This is a genomic window from Paenibacillus pseudetheri, assembly GCF_924513355.1.
GTDB classification, from domain to species: domain Bacteria; phylum Bacillota; class Bacilli; order Paenibacillales; family Paenibacillaceae; genus Paenibacillus_AQ; species Paenibacillus_AQ pseudetheri.
Window position 1 is genome coordinate 140,873 of record NZ_CAKMAB010000009.1, and the last position, 26,002, is coordinate 166,874.

Genomic DNA, 26,002 nt, shown 5'->3' on the forward strand with positions numbered 1-26,002 from the left:
TACTCCTCTCCAGCTCATTCAAATATCGTTTTTGCCACTTCGCGGTCTTTCTTGAAGATCTCCACTGGATAGGGAATGGCCATCTCGGGCAGCTCACTCTCTTTAAAGAACTTAAATTCTTCGACTTCTCCATCCATTGCTCTTAGCGTTCCACGGATGATAGAACACTCAAATACGATGACTGTATATTCAATCTGATCTCCATTGTTATATTCGTATCTATATCTCCCTCCACCAAAAACTCCAAGAATGGAAGTAGGATTCACCATTAATCCAGTCTCTTCATATACTTCTCTGCGTATAGTTCTTCCCGGCCGTTCCCCTGGCTCGATGGCACCTGCTGGCAATCCCCACAAGGTCTCTTCAGGTTTTCGAATAAACAGAATTTCATCTTCTTTATTTCTTATAACTGCAGCTACGGAAGGCATCATTAATAACTCCGAACCCACTTTTCCTCGGATCTCCTGATAATACTCAGACATCGGCACGCTATTCATCCATCCTCTCACACCGTTTTGTAGAACATCATCCTGTTTTCCTCCGGCTTCCCAAAAAACCACATTATGTATATATTAGACATCTCTGTGATGGAATCCTTTAGATTCGGTAATATGCTTAGCGTGGAACAAAAAAAGCTTCCGAACGGCTCAATACTTTCTGAGGTCCGGAAGCAGTTACAATGAGGTGAGACTTTGAACTTAATGTTTCCCTTTGTAGCCGGCAAGCTGTACGATCATGATGACAAGAACAAGCAATGAAATGAGCTGATCAATACTCATCTGCGTCCGCCTCCAATCCCAAATGAAGGATGGCTCTTCGGACGGCATTTCCTCTCCCAAGGACACTGCTTCGTTTCCCTTATACACACTATGTAACATGAGTTCCAATTATTACTTAAAGAATGACTTCCCCCTCCATACGAGCAAGTTCTTTCTCCACTTCATCTAGTTGATCTTCGCCGAACACCTTAAACCCATTTTGCCGTAACAACTCCGTAGTTGTACCTTCTCCTGAAATCTTCGTATCCATAAAAGTACCATCATAAATATAAAGACTACCACAAGAAGGACTATCCTGTTTTAATATCGCCAATGTAACTTGATGTTCTGTAGCCAGCTTAAGCGTTGCTTGAGCACCTTTCATAAAAGGTTCCGTAACATCCATACCTGCACCTGTTACTAACCGCTCACCTTGCCGTTGAGCATCTGGACGAGGCGTTGATAACCCTCCGACTACCTCAGGACAAATGTGGACAAAACGCCCTTTACAATTGAATGCTTATTATGTCTATATAGACATCATTAATCTTGATATTGGGGGATCTTTTCACTTCTATACCGACTCCAGCAAGTCCACAATAAATCAGCCATTAGGTAGAGTCCTACGAAAGGAAAAATAATTCCCCAAACATTATGGACTTGTGAATACAAACGCTCCATAAACGGCTGAATCCCATATACACAAGCTAGCGATAGCGCCCACCAATATAGAGAGAATCGAAGGCAAATATGCCCTTGCAGTTGATAAGACATCCCTGAGTAATCCCACCATTGCTTTTGAAAGACAGTCTTCAGCAACCAACCACTTACATATTCAACAGCTGAAGGAACGACTAACGCAAGCAGGAGGAAAATTGGGAAAGGCAGGGTTAAGTCTCTGGAAATCAGTAGAAGCAGTGGTGCGAATCCATACATTGGTTTAAAAGGACCTTTTAGAAAGCCTTCTTTGCGAAAGCTTCCATTACTATATAAATTGTAAGTACCTTCCAATACCCAGCCTAAAAAAGAATAGATCATAAAATAAAAGAAATATTGGCCCGCCACTGCCATCGCAGAATCTCCGCTTGAAGAAAATATAGAAGTCATCATGTTTATACACCGCTCCTAGTTGTCATTATTTTCTTAAATATCCATCCGGCCCTATTATGCCTTAATCCTTCAGGGGATATGCGCAACAAAAAAGACATAACCCAAAGGTTATGCCTTCATTACAAAAATATTAGGAGTAGAGCGGTTTCTCTATCCAACCACGCTTATGGTTTAAGCCGTTCTTCATGATTATGAGCCGGTATCAGCGACTGATCATCTTGTTGTTTCTTTAAGTTATCCGTTGTAAGTTCACTACGTACGCCAAAGTTTGAACCATACTTTTTCTCAAAGTTGCCAGCTAGAGCCTCACCACGTTTTTGCCGATATCGGCTGTTCTCATTCCGACTACGCATTTCATTTCCTCCCTGCTACAAGAATGGCTGAGATCTGTGAAATTTGCGAAAAGCTACTAAGAACTTGGAGAAAACTCTCTGATGAGGTTGTACCTGAATTCATTATACAATAATTGCTAAATTCGTCTCAAGCAAAACAGACTGCCCGATGAAGGACAGCCTGTCTTCCGAATCATTTAGTCCAAATCGTTAGGAAGCGGATCAGGATGCGAGGACTCTGCAGGCTTGGCTACCCAATCGTCTGCTTCCGGCTCGATGTCCACACCATTCTCCATCTTCTTAATTTCAGCTAATGAATCGCCGTCTTTATTTTCCTTGTTGCGGATTTCCGCTTCATCTTGAGAATAATCTGACATGTGAAATCCTCCTCAGGTACTTTGCTTTATTTGTTCCTTAGTTATAGTTACCCGATGGAGTGTTTTGCAAACATAGTTATGATGAATGAATTTAAGGGTACATGATCCAAGCTACCACCGGACCGATACATGAACCGACAATAGCACAAACGGTCATCGCTACTGAGCTCATTGAAACTGACTGTTCTCCGTATTCCAGTGCCTTTGCAGTTCCAAGTGCATGAGAACCCGTTCCTAATCCGATCCCAATCCCAACTTCGCTTCGAATCTTAAACAGTTTAATAATGAGAGGACCGCCAATCGCACCTGTAAATCCGGCAATCATTACAAATACGGAGGTTAGCGAGGAGTCCCCACCTAAACCATTTGAGATCTGAATCGCTACAGGTGTTGTGATCGATTTTGGCAATATGGACAGAACATACAATTTAGAGAATCCTAGACCAGCCGCCAAAAGCAGACCACTAAACATCCCTAATAACAGACCTGCAATCGCTCCCCCCAGGATGGCTGGAAGATTCTCAACTAACACATTACGTTGTTTATACAATGGGTAGGCTAGCGCCACTACAGCAGGACCGAGTAACTGATTGATCCACTGACCGCCTATCATATATGTATCATACGGAATATGAAAATATAGAAGGATTGCTACAACAAGGACTGTTGCTGTTAACGCGGGAATCAGTACAGGAAACCGAAAACGTCTATATATTACGGACATCATCAAATAAATAGCAACATTAAGCAGGACAATTCCTGTCGCGATAAAAAACATTATAATTCCTTCCCCTTTTCGCTTAAGCTCTTGCTGCTCCAGCCCGCCTTGCTCTTTCCTTTCAAGGTTGAAAGCCATTGACTCGTATGTGCCGCTGCTGCAATTGTGAGGACGCTGCTAACGATAAGAATCAAGATTAAGAGCAAACCTCTTCCACTAAAAATATCCATATGCTTCACGATCCCAGCCGTCGCTGGAATAAAAAATAACGGAAGGTAAGCTAATATTGTTGTTGCACCATCTTCAATCCACTTCACTGGTACAACCTTGAACAGCAATAAAACAAAGAGCAGCAGTAATCCGACGATACTCCCAGAAACGGGAAGATGCAGCTGCTTTTGCAGGAAGTCTCCAGCCAAGTAGAACAAATAAAGCAGGAACACTTGGATAATTATGCGAATGATTTTCATGATGCAGGATCCCTTCATTATTAAATTGACTCGATAAAGCTTAAAATGGGTCACCTCAATAAGAGTATCAGAGTTTTCATGAAAATTTCAATTACTTTTCGAATCTTGTAAGAATTAAACAAAAATAACCTGCATTATCTCCAGAATGTCGGAGACTTTGCAGGTTAGTTATTTTCGTTATGCTGCTCAAAATTGAAGTCCCAGCTTATTTAAACCCACTGAACGACTTGCTCTGCGCTTTGTCTTGTTTTTCCACGTGGTTCATTCAAATGATACCCAAAGGCTACCATGCAGGAGATTCCAAAATGTTCGGCATCCATAATCCCCTCTTCGGTAAGAAGCTGCTCAATCTTCGCCTTATTGAAACCTTCCATTGGGCAAGAATCGATTCCAATTAAAGCGGCTGATGTCATCATATTACCAAGTGCTATATAAGTCTGTCGGCAGCTCCATTCGAACATTGCACGCTCATTCTCCATCAATCCAAAATCATCCTTCAAGAACTTATCGTACATATTACCTTTCCCTTCCATCACTTCTGGAGGTAGCTCCTGCACATGCTCCATGATCCCTTTAATATAATCAGAATCAGCAGCCATATCTTTAGGAAGACGGGAGAGAATAAGTACAAAGTGACTTGCAGTTGACAATTGCTTTTGTGCACCCCAAGCATAATCACGTAATTTCTCACGTATTTCTGGGTTTTGCACTACAACAAAACGCCAAGGCTCGAATCCGAATGAACTTGGTGACAGACGTCCTGTTTCCAGAATAAACTGAAAGTCTGACTCACTAATTTTTTTTTGGCTATCAAATTCTTTAGTTGCATGTCTGAACTGGTAAGCAGACAGGATTTCATTCTTGTTTAATGATAAAGTATTCATATTTAACACTCCTTTTGTTTGTGTAGAATCAACGATCCATTTGACTGTTTGCCGTTCTCATGCTTAATATTAGAATATATATCACTTCTTTAAAAGTACGCACATTAATGTTATGTAGTATACAAAATGATACTATGGGAGTTGAACGTCTATGCGTGATCGAAAAGGTGGATTCGGAGATTACCCAGGAGGCAACAAGGAAGCTTGTCCTGTGGAATTTACGCTCGATGTTATAGGAGGAAAATGGAAGGGGATTCTCATCTATCACTTGATAGATGGGACGAAACGCTTTAACGAATTTCGCCGGATATGCCCAGGAATCACTCAACGTATGTTAACCTTGCAGCTTAGAGAGCTGGAAGAGGATGGAGTTGTTCACCGTGAGGTCTACCATCAGGTTCCCCCGAAAGTCGAATACTCGTTAACTGAATTTGGCAAGACACTAACCCCTATTATTAAACTCATGAAAGACTGGGGCGAGGTTTACAAAACAAAACAGCTTTCCGCAGAAAGCTGTCCAGAAGGTACAAATATTACGGTGTAGCTCAAAGCTGCACCTTTTATTTTTCAAAAAACGCCTCGGCCTTTTCCTTATGTTCATCCGTAACCTGACCTGAGATCGCTTTGATGCCTGCTGCAATAATTGCGGCATCATCCGTAAATCCAAGTCCGAGAAGCGCATCCGGTATCGCATCAATCGGGGAGATGAAATAAGCCAACGCTCCGAAGGCAATTCCTTTTGCCCATAAAGGGGTCTTTGCGTCGACTGCGCAATAATACATCGCAATAGCATCTTTAGTAAATGGGATCTTGCCTGCGAACTTTTTAGTTTTTGTCCAAAAATTCCGCTTCACCATATCCTCATTCTCTTTACTGTATGGAAACTTCTCTGCTGTGAGTTCCGCAGTGATCTTATCATCATCTTTCTTCATTAGATTTTCCCTCCGGAAGGTTCATATGAAGTACACACATTCAGTATACCCTAAGCTATTATTTATATCTTTAAGATAAAGATAAACTATAGCTCGTTCTATGAAACTTACACAATATCATTTAATTTCTTTGATTTTATTCAAATCACTGCTGCATAACGTTTCAAGATTCTTAAAGATTCGCTCGGCATCCCAATCCCACCACTTAAGCGCTTCAAGATATTCGATCAATTCATCATCAAAACGTTGTCTAATCACTTTACAGGGATTTCCTCCAGCCACACTATACGCCGGGATATCTTTCACAATTGTTGAATTGGCTGCGATGACGGCTCCATTCCCAATATGTACACCCGGCATAACCGTAACATTCTGCCCAATCCACACATCGTTGCCGACCACCGTATCTCCTTTTAAGGGTAGATCTGATCGTTCTGGAACCGCATGCTCCCAGCCATTAGACATGATATTAAAAGGGTACGTCGTAACAGAATTCATTCGATGGTTCGCACCATTCATAACAAATTCAATACCTTTGGCAATTGCACAAAATTTTCCAATAATAAGCTTGTCACCAATAAAATCATAATGATGAGTCACATGCTCCTCAAACTTTTCCGCACCGTCTATATCATCATAGTAAGTATAATCGCCAACCATAATATTGTTCCTTGTAATCACATTTTTAATATAACAGATGCTTTTGATCTGTTCATTCGGATAGAGCGAATTCGGATTCGGTCCATATTTCTCCATAATAACGCCTCTCTCTTTTTGATAAAACATAGCAGAGATCACAGATCTTTTCAAATAAGTACGAATCATGAACATAAAAAACGGCTACCGTGTGGTAACCGCCCTTACAAATACTTTATCGTTTTGATAAAACATCTACTTCGTATTGCTTCACATCGTTCAGCCAACTTTCACGGACAGGCACACCATTCGTCGCGCAATAATAATCCCAAATTGCTCCGAACGGATAAGATTTTAATTCCTCTACCAGTGCAAGTCTAGTAGTATAATCCCCATCCAGTTCAATTTGCTTCAATAGCTCTATCGGTTCCAGCATCGCACGTAGCAGGGCTTTGATTGTGTTACGTGTTCCGATCACCCAAGCGGCAATGTGATTAATACTTCCGTCAAAGAAATCGAGTCCAATATGAGTTCTATCTAGGAATTGACCTCTAACTAGTTCACGAGCAATCTCCAGCAGTTCATCATCCATAGTCACGACATGATCACTGTCCCAGCGTACTGGACGGCTAACATGCAGCAGCAATTGATCACCAAACAGCAGCCATGAGGATAGTTTATTCGAAATGGTCTCGGTCGGATGGAAATGCCCAGCATCGAAGCAAACCGCTTTGCCCCGGCTTAGTGCATAACCCATATAAAATTCATGCGAACCTACCACATAACTTTCTGAACCAATCCCGAACAGCTTGCTTTCTACAGCATCAATGTTATATTGCTGATCGATCTCCTCGCTGAAGATCTCGTCCAGTGATTGCTGAAGTCGCACTCTCGGTGACAGACGGTCGATCGGTGTATCCTTATATCCATCTGGAACCCAGAAGTTGGTTACACAAGGCTGACCTAGCGCCTGACCGAAAGATTCGGAGATTCGGCGTGAAGCCTTGCAATGAGCAATCCAGAAGTTGCGGATTTCAGGATCTGAGTGGCTTAGTGTGAAGCCATCATTAGCTTTTTCATGAGAGAAGCAAGTGGGATTGAAATCCAATCCAAGTCCCTGCTCCTTAGCCCAGTTCACCCATCTTTCAAAATGCTTAGGCTCTAACGCATCAAGATCTACAGTTTCTTCCGTATCAGCATAAATAGCATGTAAATTAACTTTATGTCGTCCAGGGATAAGTGCTAGTGTTTGCTCCAAATCTCGGCGCAGCTCCTCCGGATTTCTAGCTCGCCCCGGGTAACTGCCCGTGACCGCGATCCCGCCACTTAATTCCTTTTCCTTATTCAGGAAGCCCTTTACATCGTCTCCTTGCCAGCAGTGCAATGAAATTTTGATTGCTGCAAGCTGCTCTAATACTTTATCTACGTCGATGCCATGCTGTGCGTAGAGCTTTTTCGCCTCATTATAGCTCGTTTGAATGCTTTTTAAGCTTTCTGTATTCTGCTCCATGCCTGAGCCTCCTGATATTGTCTTAGTGATTTCATTTAGGGGCATTTTTGTCCTTCTTTGGCACGGTTTCCGCTTTTTGCGCTCTGAGGGGGATTTATACCCTTCTTTTACTTGTTTTCCGTATTAGTTACTCTTAAACGACCTGCAGCCGAGCAAACTCAGCCAATGCCGCGGTTTTTAGGGAAGAGTCCATCTCTTGTGGAATGTAGATTGTTACATCAAATGAACGATATATAATTTCTCTTGCTTCTTTAATATCTGCGATCGTACCCACACTGATCATTTGTATAACTACGTTACCTAATGCGGTGGATTCCGTTGGACCAGCGTAAATCTCTATCTCTAGCAAATCCGCCGAAATTTGGCATAGCAATCCATTGTTCGCCCCTCCGCCTACGATGTGCAGCCGTTCCCACTTCTCGCCGGTCAATAGCTGAAGATCCTGAACATAGAAATAGTAAGAAAGAGCAAGACTGTCAAACACACATCTGGCTATCTCCCCTGGTGTCTTTGGTACCAACTGTCCGACTTCCGCACAATAGCTCTGTATCTCGCTGATCATGTTGGATGGATTCATGAATCGTTCATCATTGCAGTAGATGATGGATCTAAAAGGAATCTCTTGCTTTGCCAGCTCCACCAGTTCGCCGAAGCTGTATTGACCACCACATTCCTCACGAACCTTTTGGATCAGCCACATCCCCATAATGTTCTTAAGAAAACGGAACGAGCCGAAGGCTCCCCATTCATTCGTATAATTGCGCTCCATCGCTTCTGGACTTATGATTGCTGAAGCTCGTTCCACCCCGATGAGTGACCAAGTACCACTACTGAGAAATCCCCATTTGTCGCTACTTGCAGGAACGCCTAGCACAGCTGATGCTGTATCATGAGTAGCAACTGCTATGAACTCACAATCTGGCAGATCACCGCGTGCCGCCAAGTCATCAGTCAATTCACCAATTTGTTCCCCAGGTTCCGTTAAGGGGGGAAATTGCTCTTTTGAAAGACCAAGCAGTGCCAGTAAATCAGTATCATAATCCCGAGTTTGCAGATTCAGCAGACCCGTGGTTGAAGCATTCGTGACTTCACTAATTCTGCGTCCCGTAAGCCGATAGTAGAGATAATCAGGGACCAACAGGATTGAATGTGCTGCTTCAAGATCTGCCTGATCATGCACAAACAGCTGGTACAACGTATTAATCGGGAGAACTTGTATCCCCGTTTTTTCGTAAACGCTTTCAATTGATATATTGCGATGTAGGCTTTGTACCGCTCCATCTGTTCGGGAATCACGATAAGAAAAAACTTCATGAATTCGTGTACCCTTCTGATCTAGAAGTACGTAATCCACGGCCCAAGTATCAATTCCGACGGTACAATGCTCAATTCCTTTTGACTTCGCCTTCTGCAAGCCTTTTACAATTTCAGCAAATAAATAATCTACGTCCCAATAAAGATTACCATTCTTCTCAGAGAATCCATTACTAAAACGGTGAATTTCTGTTAATGATAAGGTTCCTTCCGGTTCTTGCAAGGTTCCGCAAACGACTCTCCCACTAGAGGCTCCAATATCAATAGCGATATGATTCTGAACCTGTTTATGCGCCCCAGCATTCATTCTTAAACAACACTCCTTATCTCCTCATCAGCCTACCAGCAAGGCGAATACGATTCCTGGGCCATGCACCCCTATCGTCAGATCATTCTCAATATCCGCTGAACGGCTAGGTCCAGAGATAAAGTGAATACCTGCAGGGAGACCCGATTGTCCCGCTTCATCAAAATCAATAAGCACCTCACCCAGACGAGTCTTCAGCCGCTCCAGCGGAATGATGGCAATTAATGCGGTTGGCAACAGGCTGACAGAGCGCCCTTTATCCGCAGAAGATAACACTGTAATAGAGCCTGTATAAGCAACTGCATAATCCGCGATCACAATCCCAATATCGGCTTCCGCCGCCCTAGCTTTCCATGCTTCTTGCATATCCGTATTCCAGACAGATACCCGCGTATCTACAAGTTCTTCTTCTAGTCGAAGTGCCGCAAGCTCAGCTACATTTTGCCGAAGAATATAACGGGCGAGCATATCACTCGCTTTTTTGACGATAAAAGCTTTAGCTTCATCCATCGTTGCCATACGAAACACATGCCCACCTGCACTTTGAAAATTCGCAGTAAATTGATCAATGCGTTCGGCTGGACTCCACTGGAATTCTTGCCAATAATCTGGAGCGCCGCGATAAGGATGTACAGGAGCCATAGTCGTTCTTGGCCGCTTCAGGCGACGAGCGATATCGTTCATGAATACCTGCTGTTTCCCACGAGAATCATGTTCCATACGCTCCAGCCATTCTCTGTGCGTTTCCTCAGTCATATCCGGGCTCTCCTTTCAGTTCTTCCGCCTTACGCTTCGCTAATAAATCTTCCATCCGTTTCTGTATCGACGGGTCCATCTCGCGACTATTTTTGTCTAACTCCTCCTGCAGCTCTTTCCAGCTCTCGCGGAAGGATTCATCCGCCAGCTTCGGAGCGATCCGGTAGTTATTCCAGCCTTTCAGCGGCCCAAGCTTTGACGTAATTCCACCGTCTCTCACAAGTAGCTTTTGTCCGAATCTGCCTACTTTCATCACACTACTGAATCGCTGTGACTTCCCCATAATCGCACCAAAACCTTTCATGCCAAGACCTTCCGCTTTGTCTCCATAACCTCTCTCTACCTTACGTCGCCGTAAATAGATAAGCATATCATGCAGAGGGATTTTGACTGGACAAGCTTCATAACACGCACCGCACAGACTCGATGCACCTGCGATATCATCCCATTGATCTACATTTTTGTTCAGCGCTGGGGTCAACACTGCTCCGATCGGTCCGCTGTAAGTTCCACCATAGGCATGACCACCAATATGACGATAGACAGGGCAGGCATTCAGACAAGCTCCACAGCGGATACAGTTCAGTAGCTCCTGAAATTCTGGATCGCCGAGTTGCTCAGATCGACCATTATCAAGGATAATAATATGCTGCTCTTCCGGCCCATCCCCATCATCATTTCTACGGGGGCCTGAAATACCGGACATATACACTGTTAGCTTCTGGCCAGTTGCTGAACGAGGCAATAACGTAGCCATCACCTCAAGGTCGCTCCAAGAAGGAATAATCCGCTCCATCCCCATCAAAGTGATTTGCGTCTTCGGCAAGGTGGTTACCATGCGAGCATTGCCCTCATTCTCGAATAGCACCATGGAACCTGTCTCTGCAATCGCAAAATTGCATCCCGTCATCCCAATATCCGCTTCTAGGAATTTCTCCCGTAGCTTGCGCCGTACAAATCCTGCAAGGATTGTAGTCTCAGGCAAAAGCTCCTCCCCTGCCTCCTTGGACAACAGCTCAGCAATCTGATAGCGGTTCTTATGGATGGCTGGGATAATGATATGAGACGGAGTTTCTCCGGCAAGCTGGATAATATATTCGCCAAGATCTGTCTCAATCGTCTCCACGTCAATAGATTCAAGCGCCGTATTCAAATGCAGCTCCTCTGTCACCATCGATTTGGATTTGACCACGGAAGCCGCTTGTTTTCGCTGCGCAATCTCTAAAGCAATCTTCACTGCCTCTTCACCCGTTGCCGCAAAATGAATATGCGTGCCGTTCGCTCTTGCATTGTCCGCAAATAGATTTAAATAATAATCGAGATGAGCGATCGTATGCAGGCGAATTTGCCGCCCACGTTCGCGCCATTCTTCCCAGTGTCCATGATCGTTCGCCGCTTTCTGTTTCCCGTCACGCAGCCTTTCCGTAGTAAAGCGAACCGCCTTGCGCAAAAAGTCATTATTCAGCGCCAAGTCTGCACGCTCTTTTACCGTAGCTGGCTTCACATTAAACGATTCCGATTTAGTCTGAGCGGCATTCTGACTCATTGTCCACTCACCCCCTCATACAGTAGCTCTGCTAAATGCATGACTCGGACCGGTTTGTGGCGATAGCGCAAATTCCCAGCAATATTCATGAGACAGCCCATATCCAGACCCGTTAAGACTTCAGCTTCCGACTCCAGCACATGATCTGACTTCTCGGTGACCATCGCCCCGGAGATATCAGACATCTTCACGGCAAAGGTTCCGCCAAACCCACAACAGTCCTCAGCAAAAGGTAGTGGTACAAGCTCCATCGCCTTCACATTCTGCATAAGTAACATAGGCTCATCACGAATCCCCAGAATCCGAGTGCCATGACAGGAAGGATGATAGGTAACTTTATGCGGAAATACTGCCCCTAGATCCGTTACGCCAAGCACCTGTACCATAAACTGGCTGAACTCATAGGATTTACGCTGCAAATTCTGCGCCTTGACCAAATTAATCGGATCATCCTGAAACAGTTTCGGGTAATGATGAAGCATCCCGGTGCAAGACCCGGAAGGAGCAATGACAAAGTCACTGTCTTCGAACGCCTGCAAAATCGTAAGCGCAGCTTGACGTGCCTCATTCCAATAGCCACTATTGTACGCAGGCTGTCCGCAGCAGGTCTGCACTTCGGGAAAATCCAGCTGTACGCCATATCTCGCAAGCAGACGTGCCATCGCTTCTCCGACCTTTGGGTACACAGCATCACTGATGCAAGTAATAAACATCGATACCTTCATGTCTTCACCTCCTGCAACACTATTTTCTACACGGTTGTTATTGCGATGTTCAGCTCCTGTAGCTGCTTTAGCTGTTCTGTGGCAGGGCTGTAATCCGTTATTACAACATCCAGTTCACTAGTCGTGGCAACATGTGTGAAAGCTTGAATTCCGAATTTGCTGGAGTCACAAAGTAGGATCACCTGCTCCGCGATAGAAATCATCTTTCGCTTCACCATCGCTTGCAGCTCATTCGATTCACTGGCGCCGCGTTCGAGATGAAATCCTTTGCAGGAAAAAAACATCTTATCCACGTGATACAACTCAAGCGAACGCTCGGCTAAATGTCCAACAAAGGACATCGATCTGCGGCTCAGTTGACCGCCTGTTGAGATCACATCTATTCGTTCCTTCCCACTTAACTCCGCAGCTACCCTAATAGAGTTAGTCAGTACAGTTAGTGGCATATCCGGCAAATGTGAGGCCATATACCATGCAGTTGTACTAGCATCCAGCAAAATCCGATCTCCCGGCTTTATCATCATCACTGCCTCACGAGCAATCTGCTGCTTCTCCGCTGCGTTCATAATTTCACGTTCCGCATATGGCGTCTCTGGCTGACGATCACGCAGACTGACTGCACCGCCGTGAGAGCGTAGCAGCCTCCCCGCCTTTTCCAAGCGATCAAGATCCCTGCGGATGGTCTCCTCCGTCACTTGGCATAATGTACTCAGCTCCGAGACACGAATGCTGCCACGTTCATTCACTAGTTCTACGATTCTTTCATATCTGTCTGCAATCAGCATGGCTTCCCTCCGTTATATCTATCTATATTCCATCTTCCACTTATCTAGTAAAAGCTACCGGCACTCCACCGTCAATCGTCAGCATACAGCCCGTAGTCTTCTCTGACTTGGATGACGCGAAAAAGGCAACGCCTTCAGCAATATCACGTGGATAAATATTTACAAGCAGTGTTGTGCGTTTACGATAATGTTCCTCCAGTTGATCCGGCTCAATCCCGTAAGCAGCCGCCCGTTCATTCCGCCAGTTCGAATTCCAAATCGCTGAGCCTTGTAGAATGGCATCCGGCAAAATGGTATTGGCGCGAATACCGAACTCTCCACCTTCAGCTGCAATACAGCGAGCCAAATGTGCTTCTAGTGCTTTGGCAGAACTGTAAGCCGATACGCTTTTTCCAGCAAATATAGCGTTCTTAGAGCCAATAAATACCATGCTACCGCCGATCTTTTGCTCCTTCATCATCTTGAAGGCTTCGCGTGCAACAAGGAAATAACCAGTTCCCAGCACGGAAATGTTCAAGTTCCACTCTTTTAATGAAGTCTCTTCAAAAGGACTGGAAGTCGCAAGCCCAGCATTGTTCACAATAATATCTACTCCGCCATAAAAAAGTGCTGTATCTGCATAAGCTGCGGTAACTTGCTCCTCCTGCGTTACATCCATTTTAACAGCGAACGCACGATTCTCACCGTATTTATCGTTAATCTCCGCAGCAATTTTCTGTGCGCCCTCCAGATTGAGATCTGCCAGCACAACATGCGCCCCTTCGGACACTAGACGACGAGCGGTTTCGCTCCCGATTCCTCCTGCGCCACCAGTAATGAACGCAACCTTACGCGAAAATTCTGCTTCTGCTGGTGCCAGCGATAATTTATATAATTCCAATGGCCAATATTCCACATTGTACGATTCGTTCTCACTTAGAGAGACGAAATCTCCCAATGCGGTAGCTCCGCGCATAACAGCAATCGCCCGGTGATACAAGGCTCCGCTAATTTTGGAGTTGCTCCAGCTTTTGCCTGTATTGATCATTCCCACTCCGGGAATCAGGATCACACGCGGCGCGGCTTCGAACATTACATCTCCCTTATGCTTATTCCGATCGAAGTAAGCTCTGTACTGCTCTTTGTACGCGGTGATCGCTTCGTTCAGCTTCGTCTTCAAACCATCAATATCACTGGCATTTGGTTCCCAATTCACAAATAGTGGCAGCATTTTGGTATGTACCAAATGATCCGGACAAGCTGCACCTACACTGGATAAATTCTCCGAGTTAACTCCACCTACAAAACGCAACACATCCTCTGCATCATCGAAGGTCAGTATCATTTTGCGCTCATCACTAACTGCGCCTCTAATCAATGGCATCACCGCAGCTGCTACAGCCCGCCGTTCTTCTTCCGGAAGCGCTTCCGATTTGCGACCTCCGAACAGGTTCTCATCTTCAATTCTATCTTGGATGTAACGCTCTGCTTCATTAATGATAGAGATCGTCTTCGCGTAACAAGCTTCCGGCGTATCTCCCCAAGTCACGAGGCCATGTTTCTCCATCAACACCAATTCTGCTTGCGGATTAGCAAGTACGCCTTCAGCGATCATTTTGGATAAAGTGAACCCAGGACGAATGTAAGGCACCCACACGAAACGATCCCCATAAATTTCCCGCGCAATATCTTTACCGTTATGAGCACAGCATAAGCTGATAATCGCATCTGGATGCGTATGATCTACATGTTTGAATGGTAAAAAAGCATGCAGCAGCGTCTCAATTGAAGCACGTGGATGCTTAGGATCAATCATACAATTCGCGAGGTAAGCCACCATTTCCTCATCAGGCATTTCCTCCCGATCAAACAAAGGTGCAATATCCTCAAGCCGCAATCCGGTAAAATTGCCTGCTTTCATCGTAGCTAGGTCAGAGCCGCTACCCTTCACCCACATTACTTCTACCTCACGACCACGGAAATCCAATTCTATTGTCTTACTAGAGGTATTCCCTCCTCCAAAATTACAGACTCTACGATCTTCACCCAACAGATTGGAGCGATAGATCAATGCATCCAGACCTCCGTTGATGACTTTTTCCCGTGCAGAATCCCATAAACTTTGTACCATTTGTGAATACCTCCGTTTTTGAATGTTTATTTTTTTATTTTTTTTTGTTTGTTTTGATTTTAATCTATTTGTTTGTGTTTGAATAGAGCGTTTTCAACAAAATTCAAAATTTATTTCACAAATTAGACGAATCCTCCTTGGATGAACTGAAATTCCATTGCGAAAAAACAAAAAAAGAGTTGCCAATTAGCAACTCCTTCACCTCCACTATTCAGCACACCGACTCATAGACTAATCCAGTAGTTACATTTTCCATCCCCGATACCGCTAAGTATTCCTCTGTTCGCTTCAATGACCTTTCTCGAAGCTACATTGTTCGGATCACAAGTCAGCATGACCTTATCAATCCTCAGATCCGCTGCTTTTTTTAACAACTCTGCTAGAAAAATCTTGCCAAAGCCCTTTCCTCGCTCACTAGGCCTGATGCTATATCCGATGTGTCCACCTGATTTTCTTAATTGATCATTTAAGGAATGTCTTAGCTTTCCAACACCAACAGGATAAGAGTCAATCAGTAACCAATAGTTGGTTTGAGGGACATAGTTTGGTAGGAGATTATCGCCTCTTGAGAGTGCTATCCGATCTCTGATGAAATCAGGAAATTCACTGTAAGCCAAATCAAACCCGTTGTTAACGAATCCATTCTCCCCAGGGCCTATCTCCATAATCATTTCAAAAATATCGCGTCCATCTGACAAACTCGCTTCCTTTAGCTCAATCAACATCATAGTCCCCCCTAGAACACAAAAATTGCTTACCGTATCAAAAAATTCTACCGCAAAAAAGAGCCGTCCGCATTATTTAATTGCACTTTCTACAACTAAAATTAACTTCAGCACACCTGTCTATCGTTAAGTGTACTTTGTGCAACTAAATCCCCCCAATTAAGCTGTATCCGCTGATTTCCAGAAATATAGTTGTACAAAGTACATCTATATCACAATAACGGGAGTAAAGTAGCTGTTTAATTGTATAAAATACACTTATCTGCTCCCACCCTCTTTTTCAGAGTAATGTTTCTATTTCTATCTCCTCCTTGCGAACTCTCGTAGTATACTAATTGGAATAAGATACAGTTGTTTTATTTTTGGATAAGGAGGTTTGTGATGGTAAATAGCTTTAAGAATGCCAAGGGGCAAGAACGAGTGTGGCACTCCTATGAGCAGATGGTTGAGCAGTGGCCCATTCCACTTAAGGAGATCGATGTTCCAACCACATATGGACTGACACATGTATCCTTGCTGGTCAAAAGAGTAATCCACCTTTACTACTGTTTCATGGTGTTGGCGATAACTCGGCGGTCATGTGGATCTTAAACATCGAGAAATTATCGAAGCATTTTTTTTGCATCGCAATTGATACTTTGGGTGGACCCGGAAAAAGCATACCTAACGAGCAGTTTAACAAACAGAAGTTTTAGCAAGTAGAATGTATTAATGAAATAGCGACGTATCTGAATATAGACGTCTTTAATATTGCTGGTGTGTCCAATGGCGCCTATTGCTTTTAATTATGCGACCAAGCAACCGGACAAAGTGAACCGTGTCGTTTGTTTGGAGGGCGGGATGGTCACTGCACCGATTAAAGCCATGATCCAAACTTTAATGATGATGTTCCTGGAGATTCTGATTCCAACGGATCGCAATTTACTGAAAGTTCTGAAGAAGTTAAGCGCACCTAAATCCCCTTTATTTGACAACCATCCAGCATTAGCTGCTCATCTGATCCTTTTAATGCGGATCCTGTTATTCGGAGATTAGAAATAGCTTTCCTGAGCAGACTCCAAAAAATTAAGCCTATGATCGACGTATCTTTAGAAGATATAACGAACCTTGGAGATTAATGAGACCGTTGCTTTACTGAAGAATATTGCTCCTATGGAAAAATAGTGCTTTTCAAATCAGATAAATGGTACCTTTCTATGCGGGTTGAATAAAATAAGAAACAGAACGATTGAGTAACATCGTTTGACGATTAAGCCCTAACTTGGAAGGGACGGGATTACCGATGAGATTCACATTCCCTATTCTGACCTTATCACATGGTGGAGCTCAACGCATGCTGGTAGAACTCACCAATGGGCTAACAGCTATGGGGCATCAGGTTACTATCCTCATGCCTGTGGATGGGGTTGTTTCCTATGATGTCCGCTCCACCTTAATCCGTTCCACACATATGGAGCTTCAAGAACAGGACTATCCCTCAGGCGATGTTATTGTTTCTAATTTTCATACGACAGTCCCTACCTCTCAAGCAGCTAGCAATCAAGGAAAAGGAATTCATGTCAGATTGTCATTATGTTATGAACCCCCCTTTTTACCAGATAGTTCGCTGTCGTTCCCTTCTTATCATGTCACAGAGCATCTAATTGTTTTATCGCATTGGCAGCAGGAGCTGATTCGTTTAAATCATGGGATCACAGGAAAAATCGTGCCCATTGGCATTAGCTCCTCCTTCAAGAATATGAATATCCGTTACAGTCTTCAGGAGCCTTTAAACATAACCGCTATATTAAGAAAAGCAGAACGTGGTTACTCATGGCACCGTGAGCAAGACTATCTTATAGAGCAGCTGGATCACGTGAAAAATCAATGTCCCAATGTAAACATTAACTTTATCAGTCCGCCCGATGAGTTCAACACTTCAGAAGTTCTCCAAAGAATGAAAGCCACCGGCAAATATCGATTCTTCACGCCGGCGAATGATGAGGAGCTCTGTTACCATTACAACGGTGCGGATATCTTTGTTAGTTCAAGTATTTTTGATACGGGTTCTTTACCGGGGCTTGAAGCCATGCGGTGTGGCGCAGCTCTCGTCTGTGTTTATTCAGGTGGAAATATGGAATACGCACGTCACGAGAAGAACTGTCTGCTCTCTTATCGGTACGAGAATCGACTAGGTGAAGATGTCATCCGCTTATTTCGAGACCCAAACTTAAGAACAAAATTAGCAGTACAGGGTGAAAGATCCTCACACAAATGGACATGGGAAAATAGTGTCAAGTTATTTGAGCAAGCGATTAGAAATATATTATAAAAAACAGCAAGTCTCTGGATGAGATTTGCTGTTTTTTCGTCTTTTAGACCTACACTTACTCTCTCTTACGATAGTTACCCGGCGAGACGCCATAACGTTCCCGAAATACCCTGTGGAAATAGGTATAGCTTCCAAACCCCGTCTCCTCTGCTATTCGCTCTAAGGTATAATTGGTGTTGTCCATTAATCGAAGTGCCATAGCAAGCCGAATTTGCCCAGCATATTGCATAATAGAGTAGCCAAATTGAATTTTGAATACATGTACGGCCCTCGTTACACTAATTCCGGCATGGGCAGCTACATCCTTTAGCCTGATTTCTGATGTAGCATGCTCCTCTACATAACTCTTCATCTTAAGCCCGTGTAGTAGTGAGGCTGATGATGATGCAGGTGCTTCTTCCATAGCCCGATCTAACAGCAGACATAGCGCTTTAAACAGTGCCTCAAGTATTTCAGGGCTACCCCCATCTAATCTTCTATTCTCCAGATCAAGCTGTTGCCATATACTTTGCAGCTTGCCATCATCCGCAATTCTAACCTTCTTCGGTCTTTCGCGCAGGTTCCACCACTGATCCACCCATTCCCCTGTACACATTACAAAATAGTCTACACTATGTCCCAGCGGACTCTTCTTTTCACCGATTCTCAGATCATATATATCTTGAGGCTTAAATAACAACAGATCACCAGGCACCACGGTTACCATGTCCCCATCGATCAGTACTTCACACTCCCCTTCTGCTTGCAGCCTGATGATATAGGTATCCAGCCCACTGCGATATAATTGCCGAAAAGGCTGAGTATGGCGAATAAAGCCGCATAGGCTTATTTGGACACTATTAGTTTCCATAGCATTCACTCCTCTTCTCTAAGTAGTCGATGACCAGATCGTTGAGGTTCTTAGCCATATTGTTTCTTCAAAGAGCAGTGAATCTCCTTCTATAATAAAGACAGAATTTATATGTACAGGAGGTTACCAACCACTATGAGTAAAATTGTCCGTGTCATTCAAACAGCAAAAGAAACTACCGACCGTCTGACAGAAAAAGACCCTCTGATCTTCCTCCCCGATACATCAGGCGTCGAATCAGAGCTCATCAATATTTATGATGATCTGGAGTATCAGGAAATGGAAGGTTTCGGTGGTGCACTTACCGAGGCTTCTGCTGTTACCATCGCTAAACTAAGTGAAGCTAAACAAAAAGAAATCATCGACGCTTATTTTGATCCTGAGCACGGAATTGGGTATACCCTTTGCCGCTCGCATATTCAGAGCTGCGACTTCTCACTTGGTAACTATGCTTATGTAGAAGAAGGTGATAGAGAGCTCCGTTCGTTCGATATTTCCAGAGATCAAGAGTCAATTATCCCCTTAATCAAAAATGCTGTAACAGCTGTTGGTGAAGATTTCCGTTTGTTCTCTTCTCCTTGGAGTCCACCTGCTTTTATGAAAACGAACGGTCAAATGAACGGTGGTGGAGCTCTTAAACCTGAATACCGTGAGGCTTGGGCCAACATGTTCGTAAAATATATTCAGGCTTATGCGGCTGAAGGCATCGATATCTGGGCTGTTAGTGTTCAGAATGAGGCGAAGGCTGTTCAAATCTGGGATTCTTGCCTTTATACTGCTGAAGAAGAAAAAGATTTCGTTCGTGATTACTTGGGGCCAGCCTTGGAACAAGCCGGTTTGGCTCATGTAAAGGTTATGATCTGGGATCATAACAAGGAGCGCGTGTATGACCGTGCCAAGGTTGCTTTCGAAGATCAAGAAGCCTCCAAATACATTTGGGGAATTTGCTTCCACTGGTACTCCGGCGATCACTTTGAAGCCTTATCGGCCGTACATGATCGTTTCCCAGACAAGAAGCTGTTCTTCAGCGAAGGCTGCCAAGAAGGTGGCGTTCATCTAGGCTCATGGAACACAGGCGAACGTTACGGCCATGATATCATTGGTAACCTGAACAACTGGATGTCAAGCTGGACGGACTGGAATATTGTCTTGGACGAGCAAGGCGGCCCTAACCATGTAGGTAACTACTGTGATGCTCCAATTATCGGAGATACGAAAAACGATGAAATTATATTTGAGAGCTCCTTCTATTACATCGGGCATTTCAGTAAATATATTCGCCCAGGTGCTAAACGAATTGGGCATTCTAAATATACAGATAAGCTTGAAACAACAGCTTTCCGTAACCCAGATGGCACCATTGCTGTTATCGTTATGAACCGCACGGAACAAGAGCTTCCTTTCACCCTGCGCTTCCATAACAACTTAGCTGAGAACATGATTCCGGCTCATGCCATTCAAACCCTGCTAATTAAGTAAAAAGATAAGGAGGTTCTCTTTATGCCAATCGCATAGAGTGAACCTCCTTTGTTTAAATAAGTGAAATAGGATGTTACAGCCTAACCGCCAGTATTTCACATAATGCTCTATTCTACATTCATATAACGACTGTAAGCATCGGTACGAATTTTAACCAGCTTATCCAGCCCCATTCCCCGCAACTGTTTCACATAATCAGCCCAACCCTCGTCGATTTTACCTGTAATTATAAACTGAGCACGCATTGTATTTACGTAACTATCGATGTCCGTAGTCAAAGTCGGCAGCATCTGAAACTCTTCTGCGGTGTACATTACATCAGGGAATGGTGGCGTTGTATAATCACTTCCCAGCTTATCGAGCTGCAGCTTCAGTCCATCTCCGGTTTTTGGGTTTAGAAAGATGGATTTCTCAAATACTGGACTGACATATTTCGGCCCGAAATCCCGGAGTGACTGATCCCAATACCAGGCATCAGCGCTGGTACCAACCGGTGGGTCCATCAATGTATACGAACCGTTGTCATTTTTCTTAATAACTGTGCCTATCGCTCCCCAAAAATTTTGAATGCTTGCTTCATTGGTATAGAACTGATCAGCCAAGCGGGCTGCAATCTCAGGATATTTGCAAGAAGTGGTGATAAGCAGCTCGTTGCGCTCCAGATTCATTCCATATGGATTTCCTATGGTGTAGCGCTTACCATCCGGCCCTGCAATCGGAGGAATCGTGACATATTGATCGCTCCATTTGCCAAACACGGCATCCGGCGTCCATTGATACGAGAATCCTACGATGGGAGCATCCGGATTGAGAAACTTGGCTGATCTCATCGTTTCATCTTGCGTGAATAACTCTTTATCAAGCAACCCGTCGGCAAATAATTGATGCTCCCATTTGAGCCCTTCTTTGTACGCTTCTGAAACAGGGTAATATACCGCATTTCCGTCCTGTACGACCATAAAGTTATTGTTCAGATCCGTGATTCCGAAGGGACTGATGAGATCATTACTTACTTCGATAACAGGTATCTCATCCAGCCTTCCATTCCCATTAGGGTCACGTTCTTTAAATGCTTTTAACACGTTGTATAGATCATCTGTCGTATCGGGAACCTTCAATCCCAATTTATCCAGCCAGGTTTTGTTAATCACGGGTTGGCGCGAGCTTTTAGGACGTAAAGGTAATCTTGCAGGTAAAGAGTAGATTTTCCCATCAGGAAAAGTACTGATTTTTTTCAATTCAGGCTCTTCCTGCATGGCTGCTTTGAGGTTAGGCATATACCTTTCGATATAGTCATCAAGCGGCCTGAATAAGCTTAAATTATTGACGATATCCGAATCTCCGAAGGTCTCACTCCCTAAAATGATATCTGGAAGTGAACCGCTTGCCAGCATAATGGACTTACGTTCACTCCAATCATTAGCAGACATCACCTGCCATTCGATTTTGACATTCGTATTTTTTTCCAAATCCTTCAGCCATTGATTCTGGATATAGTTATCTCCCATGCTTCCCCACCGAACCGTCAGAACTTTCAGCGTCATGGGCTTATCCACGATTGGCAAACCTTCTTTATGAAAATGACCCGGATCAGATTCAACAGAGTTCACCCCTTTCCCCCCTTTACAGGCTGTAAGGCCAGCAAGCAACGTTGTAACTAGAAGAATGACGGTGATTGTTCTATTGATACTGTTTTTGGGTTGTTTTTTCATTACGGTCTTGCTCCCTCACAAATGTTAGTAGAAAAGTAGAAGAACTTATTCCTTCACTGCGCCGATCATTACCCCTTGGTTAAAGTATTTTTGCACAAATGGGTATACACACATAATTGGAACAGTTGCTACGATAATAACCGAATACCGCATCATATTAGCGAGTCGTAACGCGATTTGTGCGGCTTCTCCGGTCCCCATACCAGACTGCATCTGATTAGTGATCAGAATATTTCGAAGTATCAGCTGTAGAGGATACATATTTGGATTTTTTAAATAGATCAAGGCATTAAAATATGAATTCCAATAACCTACAGCGATCCATAAACCTAACACTGCAATAATTGCCTTCGACAACGGTAGAACTATCTGTGCAAAATAACGGAGATTGCCACAACCATCAATTTGCGCTGCTTCCCATAAATCGCCCGGAATACTAGTCTGGAAAAAAGTTCGTGCCACTATGATATTAAAAACTCCAACTGCGAAAGGCAGTACCATAACCAAGAAAGTATCATAGAGATGGAAATCACGAATCGTTAGAAAAGTCGGAATCAATCCCCCGTTAAAAAACATCGTAAAGATAAAAAACAGTGATATATATTTCCGCCCCACAAGGTCCTTTCTTGACAACGCATAGGCTGCTGAGATATTTACAACTAAACCAATTGCAGTCCCAACCGCCGTGTATAGGATGGTGTTCCAATACCCGATCCAAATGTTCTCATGACGAAGCAGCTCTTTATAACCATCCAATGTAAACCCTTTAGGAAATAGCCAAACCTGACCTCCAGCTACCGCGGAAGGATCACTGAACGAAGCAATGACGATAAAATACAGCGGATAAATCAAGATGACTAAAAAAATGGCCGATATTACATACATTACAACTTCCATTATAGTATCTGAAGAACGATTCTTCTTTATTTTTCCTACATTCCCTTTAGGCGCTGTTTCTAGTACTCCCATTTCAATTCTCCTCCCTTCTACCACAAGCTATTTTCACTTAATTTTTTCGAAATCTGATTGACCATAATTAATAAAATAAAGTTAATAACGGTGTTGAACAGATTGATCGCCGATGAAAAGCTGTACTGACTGCTGAGTAAGCCAATTTTGTAAACATATGTGGAAAGAATTTCGCTTGAAGTGATGTTCAAGTCATTTTGCATTAAGTACACTTTTTCAAATCCAACCCCAAGCAGTCCCCCGACCCGCAGGATAAGCAATGTTATCGCTGTTGGCATCAACATCGGAATATCGATATAACGAATTTTATGCATCCGACTGGCGCCATCAACGGTTGCAGCTTCGTACAAGCTAGGGTCAACAGCGGAGAGCGCAGCAATAAAGATAATACTGTCCCAGCCGACATGCTGCCACACATCCGACCAGACATATACACTGCTGAATAACCCGGCAGAGCCCATTAGATCAGGAGCTTCTTTTCCAAAAAGACTATACATATTACCAAGCAGTCCGGTGCTAGGTGAGAACAGAATCATCATTAAGCCCACCATAACTACCGTGGAGATAAAGTGTGGCATATAGGATACCGTCTGGAAAAACCGTCTGAAACGGTTTGGTCTCATCTGGTTAACCATCAGCGCAAGTATAATCGGAATCGGAAACGTAATCAGACTGTACACGCTAATGATCAATGTGTTCTTAATCGTTGATGAGAATTGATAGGAATTAAAGAACTTCTCGAAGTATTTGAATCCAGCCCATGGACTTCCGCCAATTCCTAATGCCGGGCTATAATCCTTAAAGGCAATAAGCACCCCATACATTGGTTTATATGCGAATAATAACGTAAGGACTACTGCAGGAAAGAGCAAAGTATACAGACCCCAGTTTTGTTTAATTTGTCCGAATTTCCGACTGAAATGAATTGGATCAGACTTCATGACATCCCCTCCTTATTAAATAGAGAATGCTACCCTACAGATTTATGCAGGGCAGCACCTTTTTCGAAAGACGAATGGGTTATTTCACACTCATATAACGACTGTAAGCATCGGTGCGAATCTTAACTAATTTTTCAAGTCCCATTTTATTAAGCTGCTTGACAAAATCATCCCAGCCTTCGTCAATTCCGCCTTTGCTAATAAATTGGGCGCGCATTGTATTCACATAGCCATCGATATCCGTGGTCAAGGTTGGCAGCTCCTCGAACTCCTCGGAGGTGTACATAACGTTAGGGAAAGGTTCTGTTACGAATTCACTACCCAGCTTATCTAGCTGCAGCTTCAGTCCATCTCCACTTTCAGGATTAAGAACGATTTTCTGTTCAAAGGACGGGCTCACATATTTCGGTCCGAAATCTCGAAGAGACTGATCCCAGTACCAGGCATCTGCGCTGGTTCCAGCAGGTGGATCCATCAATGTATAGGTGCTGTCATCATTCTTCTTAATTACAGTTCCAATCGCACCCCAGAAATTCTGAATGCTCGCTTCGTTCGTGTAGAACTGATCTGCCCAACGTGCAGCAACCTCTGGATACTTACTTGAAGTAGTAATCAGCAGTTCATTACGATGAAGACTCATCCCAATTGGATTACCAATCGTATAACGCTTACCATCCGGTCCGGCAATCGGTGGAATCGTCACATATTGATCGCTCCATTTACCAAATACAGCGTCCGGGGTCCACTGGTAAGTGAAGCCCACAATAGGAGCATCCGGATTTTGGAACTTGGCTGATCTCATCATGTCATCCTGTGTGAATACCTCTTTATCCAGCAAACCTTCCGCATACAATTTATTTTCCCATTTAAGACCTTCTTTGAACTCCTCCGAAACAGGGAAATATATCGCTTTTCCGTCCTTGATGATCATATTGTTGTTATTCAAGTCGGCAATTCCGAAAGGACTGATCAAGTCATTCCCAATTTCAATAAAAGGAATCTCATCTTGTTTGCCATTTCCGTTTGGATCTTGTTCTTTGAAAGCTTTAAGTACGTTGTATAATTCATCAATCGTTTCAGGTACCTTCAGGCCCAATTTGTCGAGCCAAGTTTTGTTAATCACAGGCTGACGTGAGCTTTTTGGGCGCGATGGAAGTCTTGTTGGCAGAGAGTATATTTTGCCATCGGGGAAGGTACTAATTTTTTTCAGTTCAGGCGTTTCTTCCATGGCCGCTTTAAGATTTGGCATATTTTTCTCAATATAATCATCTAACGGGCGGAAAAAGCTTAGATTATTAACAATATCGGAATCTCCGAAGGTCTGATTTCCTAGGATAACATCTGGAAGAGTACCGCTTGCCAGCATAATGGACTTCTGTTCAGCCCAGTCATTGGAGGACATAACCTGCCATTCAATTTTTACATTTGTATTTTTCTCCAGGTCCTTCAGCCATTGGTTCTGCGTAAACGTGTCTCCCATGCTTCCCCAACGAACCGTTAACACCTTAAGTGTCACAGGCTCATTAACAATCGGCAGACCTTCTTTGTTGTAACTGCTCGTCTCACTTGTCGCTGCATTATTCCCGTCTTTTCCACCGCAGCCAGCAATTCCAAATACCATCGCCGCCGCTAGCAGACCCACCGTCCATTTCTTTGCAGTCTTTTTCTTACTATGTTGACTCATCTCTTAATCCCCCATTTCAATTTATTAAAGTGCATCTGAATAGCTTTATATTAACTTCTTA

General features: G+C 43.7%; 29 protein-coding genes. 5 read left to right on the forward strand and 24 right to left on the reverse strand.

Annotated features, from left to right (window positions below):
• Positions 1–14 precede the first annotated feature (14 nt).
• The 9 genes from L1028_RS11110 to L1028_RS11145 all read right to left on the reverse strand — a co-directional run bounded on the left by L1028_RS11110 (position 15) and on the right by L1028_RS11145 (position 4,649).
• The gene (locus tag L1028_RS11110) at positions 15–488 is read right to left on the reverse strand and encodes an NUDIX domain-containing protein (RefSeq protein WP_234533859.1); all 474 of its coding nucleotides are present in this window, start codon (positions 486–488) and stop codon (positions 15–17) included.
• A gap of 210 nt (positions 489–698) precedes the next feature.
• Positions 699–827 (reverse strand): hypothetical protein, encoded by a 129-nt coding sequence (locus tag L1028_RS31270; RefSeq protein ID WP_279306850.1) that lies wholly within the window; start codon positions 825–827, stop codon positions 699–701.
• A gap of 67 nt (positions 828–894) precedes the next feature.
• Positions 895–1,248 carry a 2-thiouracil desulfurase family protein gene (locus L1028_RS11115; protein WP_234533861.1) on the reverse strand — a complete coding sequence of 118 codons (354 nt, stop codon included), beginning with the start codon at positions 1,246–1,248 and terminating at the stop codon, positions 895–897.
• A 53-nt stretch (positions 1,249–1,301) separates the two neighbouring features.
• On the reverse strand, positions 1,302–1,868 hold the full coding sequence (locus L1028_RS11120) for a putative ABC transporter permease (RefSeq protein ID WP_234533776.1): 567 nt from the start codon (positions 1,866–1,868) through the stop codon (positions 1,302–1,304).
• Between the two features lie 164 nt (positions 1,869–2,032).
• Positions 2,033–2,221, reverse strand: a complete 189-nt coding sequence (locus tag L1028_RS11125; protein WP_234533778.1) for a hypothetical protein — start codon at positions 2,219–2,221, stop codon at positions 2,033–2,035.
• 176 nt (positions 2,222–2,397) lie between these two features.
• Positions 2,398–2,577, reverse strand: a complete 180-nt coding sequence (locus L1028_RS11130) for a hypothetical protein (protein ID WP_042126589.1) — start codon at positions 2,575–2,577, stop codon at positions 2,398–2,400.
• A 91-nt stretch (positions 2,578–2,668) separates the two neighbouring features.
• Entirely contained in the window at positions 2,669–3,355 is a 687-nt protein-coding gene (locus tag L1028_RS11135) for an LrgB family protein (protein ID WP_042187114.1), read from the reverse strand.
• A complete protein-coding gene (locus tag L1028_RS11140; RefSeq protein WP_076283039.1) occupies positions 3,355–3,765 on the reverse strand; it encodes a CidA/LrgA family holin-like protein in 411 nt (136 codons plus the stop codon). Before L1028_RS11140 ends, L1028_RS11135 begins: the two co-directional genes overlap by 1 nt.
• A gap of 209 nt (positions 3,766–3,974) precedes the next feature.
• Positions 3,975–4,649, reverse strand: a complete 675-nt coding sequence (locus L1028_RS11145) for an NAD(P)H-dependent oxidoreductase (protein WP_234533780.1) — start codon at positions 4,647–4,649, stop codon at positions 3,975–3,977.
• Between the two features lie 151 nt (positions 4,650–4,800).
• Here L1028_RS11145 and L1028_RS11150 point away from each other — a divergent pair, with 151 nt between their 5' ends.
• Positions 4,801–5,193 (forward strand): winged helix-turn-helix transcriptional regulator, encoded by a 393-nt coding sequence (locus tag L1028_RS11150; protein WP_234533782.1) that lies wholly within the window; start codon positions 4,801–4,803, stop codon positions 5,191–5,193.
• A 16-nt stretch (positions 5,194–5,209) separates the two neighbouring features.
• On the opposite strand, the gene L1028_RS11155 is transcribed toward L1028_RS11150, so the two are convergent.
• From L1028_RS11155 to L1028_RS11200, 10 genes are all read right to left on the reverse strand, one after another.
• Entirely contained in the window at positions 5,210–5,581 is a 372-nt protein-coding gene (locus L1028_RS11155; RefSeq protein ID WP_234533784.1) for a YkvA family protein, read from the reverse strand.
• A 117-nt stretch (positions 5,582–5,698) separates the two neighbouring features.
• On the reverse strand, positions 5,699–6,337 hold the full coding sequence (locus L1028_RS11160) for a Vat family streptogramin A O-acetyltransferase (protein ID WP_234533787.1): 639 nt from the start codon (positions 6,335–6,337) through the stop codon (positions 5,699–5,701).
• Between the two features lie 115 nt (positions 6,338–6,452).
• Positions 6,453–7,727 (reverse strand): L-rhamnose isomerase, encoded by a 1,275-nt coding sequence (rhaA, locus tag L1028_RS11165; RefSeq protein ID WP_234533789.1) that lies wholly within the window; start codon positions 7,725–7,727, stop codon positions 6,453–6,455.
• Between the two features lie 133 nt (positions 7,728–7,860).
• Entirely contained in the window at positions 7,861–9,348 is a 1,488-nt protein-coding gene (gene rhaB, locus L1028_RS11170; protein ID WP_234533790.1) for a rhamnulokinase, read from the reverse strand.
• 27 nt (positions 9,349–9,375) lie between these two features.
• Positions 9,376–10,104: a LutC/YkgG family protein gene (locus L1028_RS11175; protein ID WP_234533792.1), complete on the reverse strand. Its 729-nt coding sequence runs from the start codon at positions 10,102–10,104 to the stop codon at positions 9,376–9,378.
• Entirely contained in the window at positions 10,097–11,650 is a 1,554-nt protein-coding gene (locus L1028_RS11180) for a LutB/LldF family L-lactate oxidation iron-sulfur protein (protein WP_234533794.1), read from the reverse strand. Before L1028_RS11180 ends, L1028_RS11175 begins: the two co-directional genes overlap by 8 nt.
• Positions 11,647–12,375, reverse strand: coding sequence for a (Fe-S)-binding protein (locus L1028_RS11185; RefSeq protein ID WP_042187093.1), 729 nt, complete (start codon positions 12,373–12,375; stop codon positions 11,647–11,649). Before L1028_RS11185 ends, L1028_RS11180 begins: the two co-directional genes overlap by 4 nt.
• A 26-nt stretch (positions 12,376–12,401) precedes the next feature.
• A complete protein-coding gene (locus L1028_RS11190) occupies positions 12,402–13,160 on the reverse strand; it encodes a DeoR/GlpR family DNA-binding transcription regulator (RefSeq protein ID WP_042187090.1) in 759 nt (252 codons plus the stop codon).
• Between the two features lie 40 nt (positions 13,161–13,200).
• Positions 13,201–15,270 (reverse strand): bifunctional aldolase/short-chain dehydrogenase, encoded by a 2,070-nt coding sequence (locus tag L1028_RS11195; RefSeq protein WP_234533796.1) that lies wholly within the window; start codon positions 15,268–15,270, stop codon positions 13,201–13,203.
• 224 nt (positions 15,271–15,494) lie between these two features.
• A complete protein-coding gene (locus tag L1028_RS11200) occupies positions 15,495–15,998 on the reverse strand; it encodes a GNAT family N-acetyltransferase (protein ID WP_234533798.1) in 504 nt (167 codons plus the stop codon).
• A gap of 378 nt (positions 15,999–16,376) precedes the next feature.
• Here L1028_RS11200 and L1028_RS11205 point away from each other — a divergent pair, with 378 nt between their 5' ends.
• The 3 genes from L1028_RS11205 (at position 16,377) to L1028_RS11215 (ending at position 18,306) form a co-directional block, all read left to right on the forward strand.
• Entirely contained in the window at positions 16,377–16,586 is a 210-nt protein-coding gene (locus L1028_RS11205; protein ID WP_234533799.1) for a hypothetical protein, read from the forward strand.
• 174 nt (positions 16,587–16,760) lie between these two features.
• Positions 16,761–17,030, forward strand: coding sequence for a hypothetical protein (locus L1028_RS11210; protein ID WP_234533800.1), 270 nt, complete (start codon positions 16,761–16,763; stop codon positions 17,028–17,030).
• A gap of 247 nt (positions 17,031–17,277) precedes the next feature.
• Positions 17,278–18,306 carry a glycosyltransferase family 4 protein gene (locus L1028_RS11215; protein WP_234533802.1) on the forward strand — a complete coding sequence of 343 codons (1,029 nt, stop codon included), beginning with the start codon at positions 17,278–17,280 and terminating at the stop codon, positions 18,304–18,306.
• Between the two features lie 55 nt (positions 18,307–18,361).
• On the opposite strand, the gene L1028_RS11220 is transcribed toward L1028_RS11215, so the two are convergent.
• Entirely contained in the window at positions 18,362–19,156 is a 795-nt protein-coding gene (locus L1028_RS11220; protein WP_234533804.1) for an AraC family transcriptional regulator, read from the reverse strand.
• A gap of 135 nt (positions 19,157–19,291) precedes the next feature.
• On the opposite strand from L1028_RS11220, the gene L1028_RS11225 reads away from it, so the two are divergent.
• Positions 19,292–20,635, forward strand: a complete 1,344-nt coding sequence (locus L1028_RS11225) for a glycoside hydrolase family 30 protein (protein ID WP_234533806.1) — start codon at positions 19,292–19,294, stop codon at positions 20,633–20,635.
• A 107-nt stretch (positions 20,636–20,742) separates the two neighbouring features.
• On the opposite strand, the gene L1028_RS11230 is transcribed toward L1028_RS11225, so the two are convergent.
• The 4 genes from L1028_RS11230 to L1028_RS11245 all read right to left on the reverse strand — a co-directional run bounded on the left by L1028_RS11230 (position 20,743) and on the right by L1028_RS11245 (position 25,941).
• Positions 20,743–22,347: an extracellular solute-binding protein gene (locus tag L1028_RS11230; RefSeq protein ID WP_234533808.1), complete on the reverse strand. Its 1,605-nt coding sequence runs from the start codon at positions 22,345–22,347 to the stop codon at positions 20,743–20,745.
• Positions 22,348–22,392: 45 nt separating this feature from the next.
• Positions 22,393–23,316 (reverse strand): carbohydrate ABC transporter permease, encoded by a 924-nt coding sequence (locus L1028_RS11235; protein ID WP_234533810.1) that lies wholly within the window; start codon positions 23,314–23,316, stop codon positions 22,393–22,395.
• A 17-nt stretch (positions 23,317–23,333) separates the two neighbouring features.
• Positions 23,334–24,257 (reverse strand): ABC transporter permease, encoded by a 924-nt coding sequence (locus tag L1028_RS11240; RefSeq protein ID WP_234533812.1) that lies wholly within the window; start codon positions 24,255–24,257, stop codon positions 23,334–23,336.
• Between the two features lie 79 nt (positions 24,258–24,336).
• Positions 24,337–25,941: an extracellular solute-binding protein gene (locus tag L1028_RS11245; RefSeq protein WP_234533814.1), complete on the reverse strand. Its 1,605-nt coding sequence runs from the start codon at positions 25,939–25,941 to the stop codon at positions 24,337–24,339.
• Positions 25,942–26,002: the final 61 nt, after the last annotated feature.

What these genes read in the sequence shown, in the direction of transcription:
- L1028_RS31270 (WP_279306850.1), bottom strand. Translation starts at nt 827, where the DNA reads ATGCCGTCCGAAGAGCCATCCTTCATTTGGGATTGGAGGCGGACGCAG.
- L1028_RS11120 (WP_234533776.1), bottom strand. Translation starts at nt 1,868, where the DNA reads ATGATGACTTCTATATTTTCTTCAAGCGGAGATTCTGCGATGGCAGTG.
- L1028_RS11125 (WP_234533778.1), bottom strand. Translation starts at nt 2,221, where the DNA reads ATGCGTAGTCGGAATGAGAACAGCCGATATCGGCAAAAACGTGGTGAG.
- L1028_RS11130 (WP_042126589.1), bottom strand. Translation starts at nt 2,577, where the DNA reads ATGTCAGATTATTCTCAAGATGAAGCGGAAATCCGCAACAAGGAAAAT.
- L1028_RS11135 (WP_042187114.1), bottom strand. Translation starts at nt 3,355, where the DNA reads ATGTTTTTTATCGCGACAGGAATTGTCCTGCTTAATGTTGCTATTTAT.
- L1028_RS11140 (WP_076283039.1), bottom strand. Translation starts at nt 3,765, where the DNA reads ATGAAAATCATTCGCATAATTATCCAAGTGTTCCTGCTTTATTTGTTC.
- L1028_RS11145 (WP_234533780.1), bottom strand. Translation starts at nt 4,649, where the DNA reads ATGAATACTTTATCATTAAACAAGAATGAAATCCTGTCTGCTTACCAG.
- L1028_RS11150 (WP_234533782.1), top strand. Translation starts at nt 4,801, where the DNA reads ATGCGTGATCGAAAAGGTGGATTCGGAGATTACCCAGGAGGCAACAAG.
- L1028_RS11155 (WP_234533784.1), bottom strand. Translation starts at nt 5,581, where the DNA reads ATGAAGAAAGATGATGATAAGATCACTGCGGAACTCACAGCAGAGAAG.
- L1028_RS11160 (WP_234533787.1), bottom strand. Translation starts at nt 6,337, where the DNA reads ATGGAGAAATATGGACCGAATCCGAATTCGCTCTATCCGAATGAACAG.
- rhaA (WP_234533789.1), bottom strand. Translation starts at nt 7,727, where the DNA reads ATGGAGCAGAATACAGAAAGCTTAAAAAGCATTCAAACGAGCTATAAT.
- rhaB (WP_234533790.1), bottom strand. Translation starts at nt 9,348, where the DNA reads ATGAATGCTGGGGCGCATAAACAGGTTCAGAATCATATCGCTATTGAT.
- L1028_RS11175 (WP_234533792.1), bottom strand. Translation starts at nt 10,104, where the DNA reads ATGACTGAGGAAACGCACAGAGAATGGCTGGAGCGTATGGAACATGAT.
- L1028_RS11180 (WP_234533794.1), bottom strand. Translation starts at nt 11,650, where the DNA reads ATGAGTCAGAATGCCGCTCAGACTAAATCGGAATCGTTTAATGTGAAG.
- L1028_RS11185 (WP_042187093.1), bottom strand. Translation starts at nt 12,375, where the DNA reads ATGAAGGTATCGATGTTTATTACTTGCATCAGTGATGCTGTGTACCCA.
- L1028_RS11190 (WP_042187090.1), bottom strand. Translation starts at nt 13,160, where the DNA reads ATGCTGATTGCAGACAGATATGAAAGAATCGTAGAACTAGTGAATGAA.
- L1028_RS11195 (WP_234533796.1), bottom strand. Translation starts at nt 15,270, where the DNA reads ATGGTACAAAGTTTATGGGATTCTGCACGGGAAAAAGTCATCAACGGA.
- L1028_RS11200 (WP_234533798.1), bottom strand. Translation starts at nt 15,998, where the DNA reads ATGATGTTGATTGAGCTAAAGGAAGCGAGTTTGTCAGATGGACGCGAT.
- L1028_RS11205 (WP_234533799.1), top strand. Translation starts at nt 16,377, where the DNA reads ATGGTAAATAGCTTTAAGAATGCCAAGGGGCAAGAACGAGTGTGGCAC.
- L1028_RS11210 (WP_234533800.1), top strand. Translation starts at nt 16,761, where the DNA reads ATGGCGCCTATTGCTTTTAATTATGCGACCAAGCAACCGGACAAAGTG.
- L1028_RS11215 (WP_234533802.1), top strand. Translation starts at nt 17,278, where the DNA reads ATGAGATTCACATTCCCTATTCTGACCTTATCACATGGTGGAGCTCAA.
- L1028_RS11220 (WP_234533804.1), bottom strand. Translation starts at nt 19,156, where the DNA reads ATGGAAACTAATAGTGTCCAAATAAGCCTATGCGGCTTTATTCGCCAT.
- L1028_RS11225 (WP_234533806.1), top strand. Translation starts at nt 19,292, where the DNA reads ATGAGTAAAATTGTCCGTGTCATTCAAACAGCAAAAGAAACTACCGAC.
- L1028_RS11230 (WP_234533808.1), bottom strand. Translation starts at nt 22,347, where the DNA reads ATGAAAAAACAACCCAAAAACAGTATCAATAGAACAATCACCGTCATT.
- L1028_RS11235 (WP_234533810.1), bottom strand. Translation starts at nt 23,316, where the DNA reads ATGGGAGTACTAGAAACAGCGCCTAAAGGGAATGTAGGAAAAATAAAG.
- L1028_RS11240 (WP_234533812.1), bottom strand. Translation starts at nt 24,257, where the DNA reads ATGAAGTCTGATCCAATTCATTTCAGTCGGAAATTCGGACAAATTAAA.
- L1028_RS11245 (WP_234533814.1), bottom strand. Translation starts at nt 25,941, where the DNA reads ATGAGTCAACATAGTAAGAAAAAGACTGCAAAGAAATGGACGGTGGGT.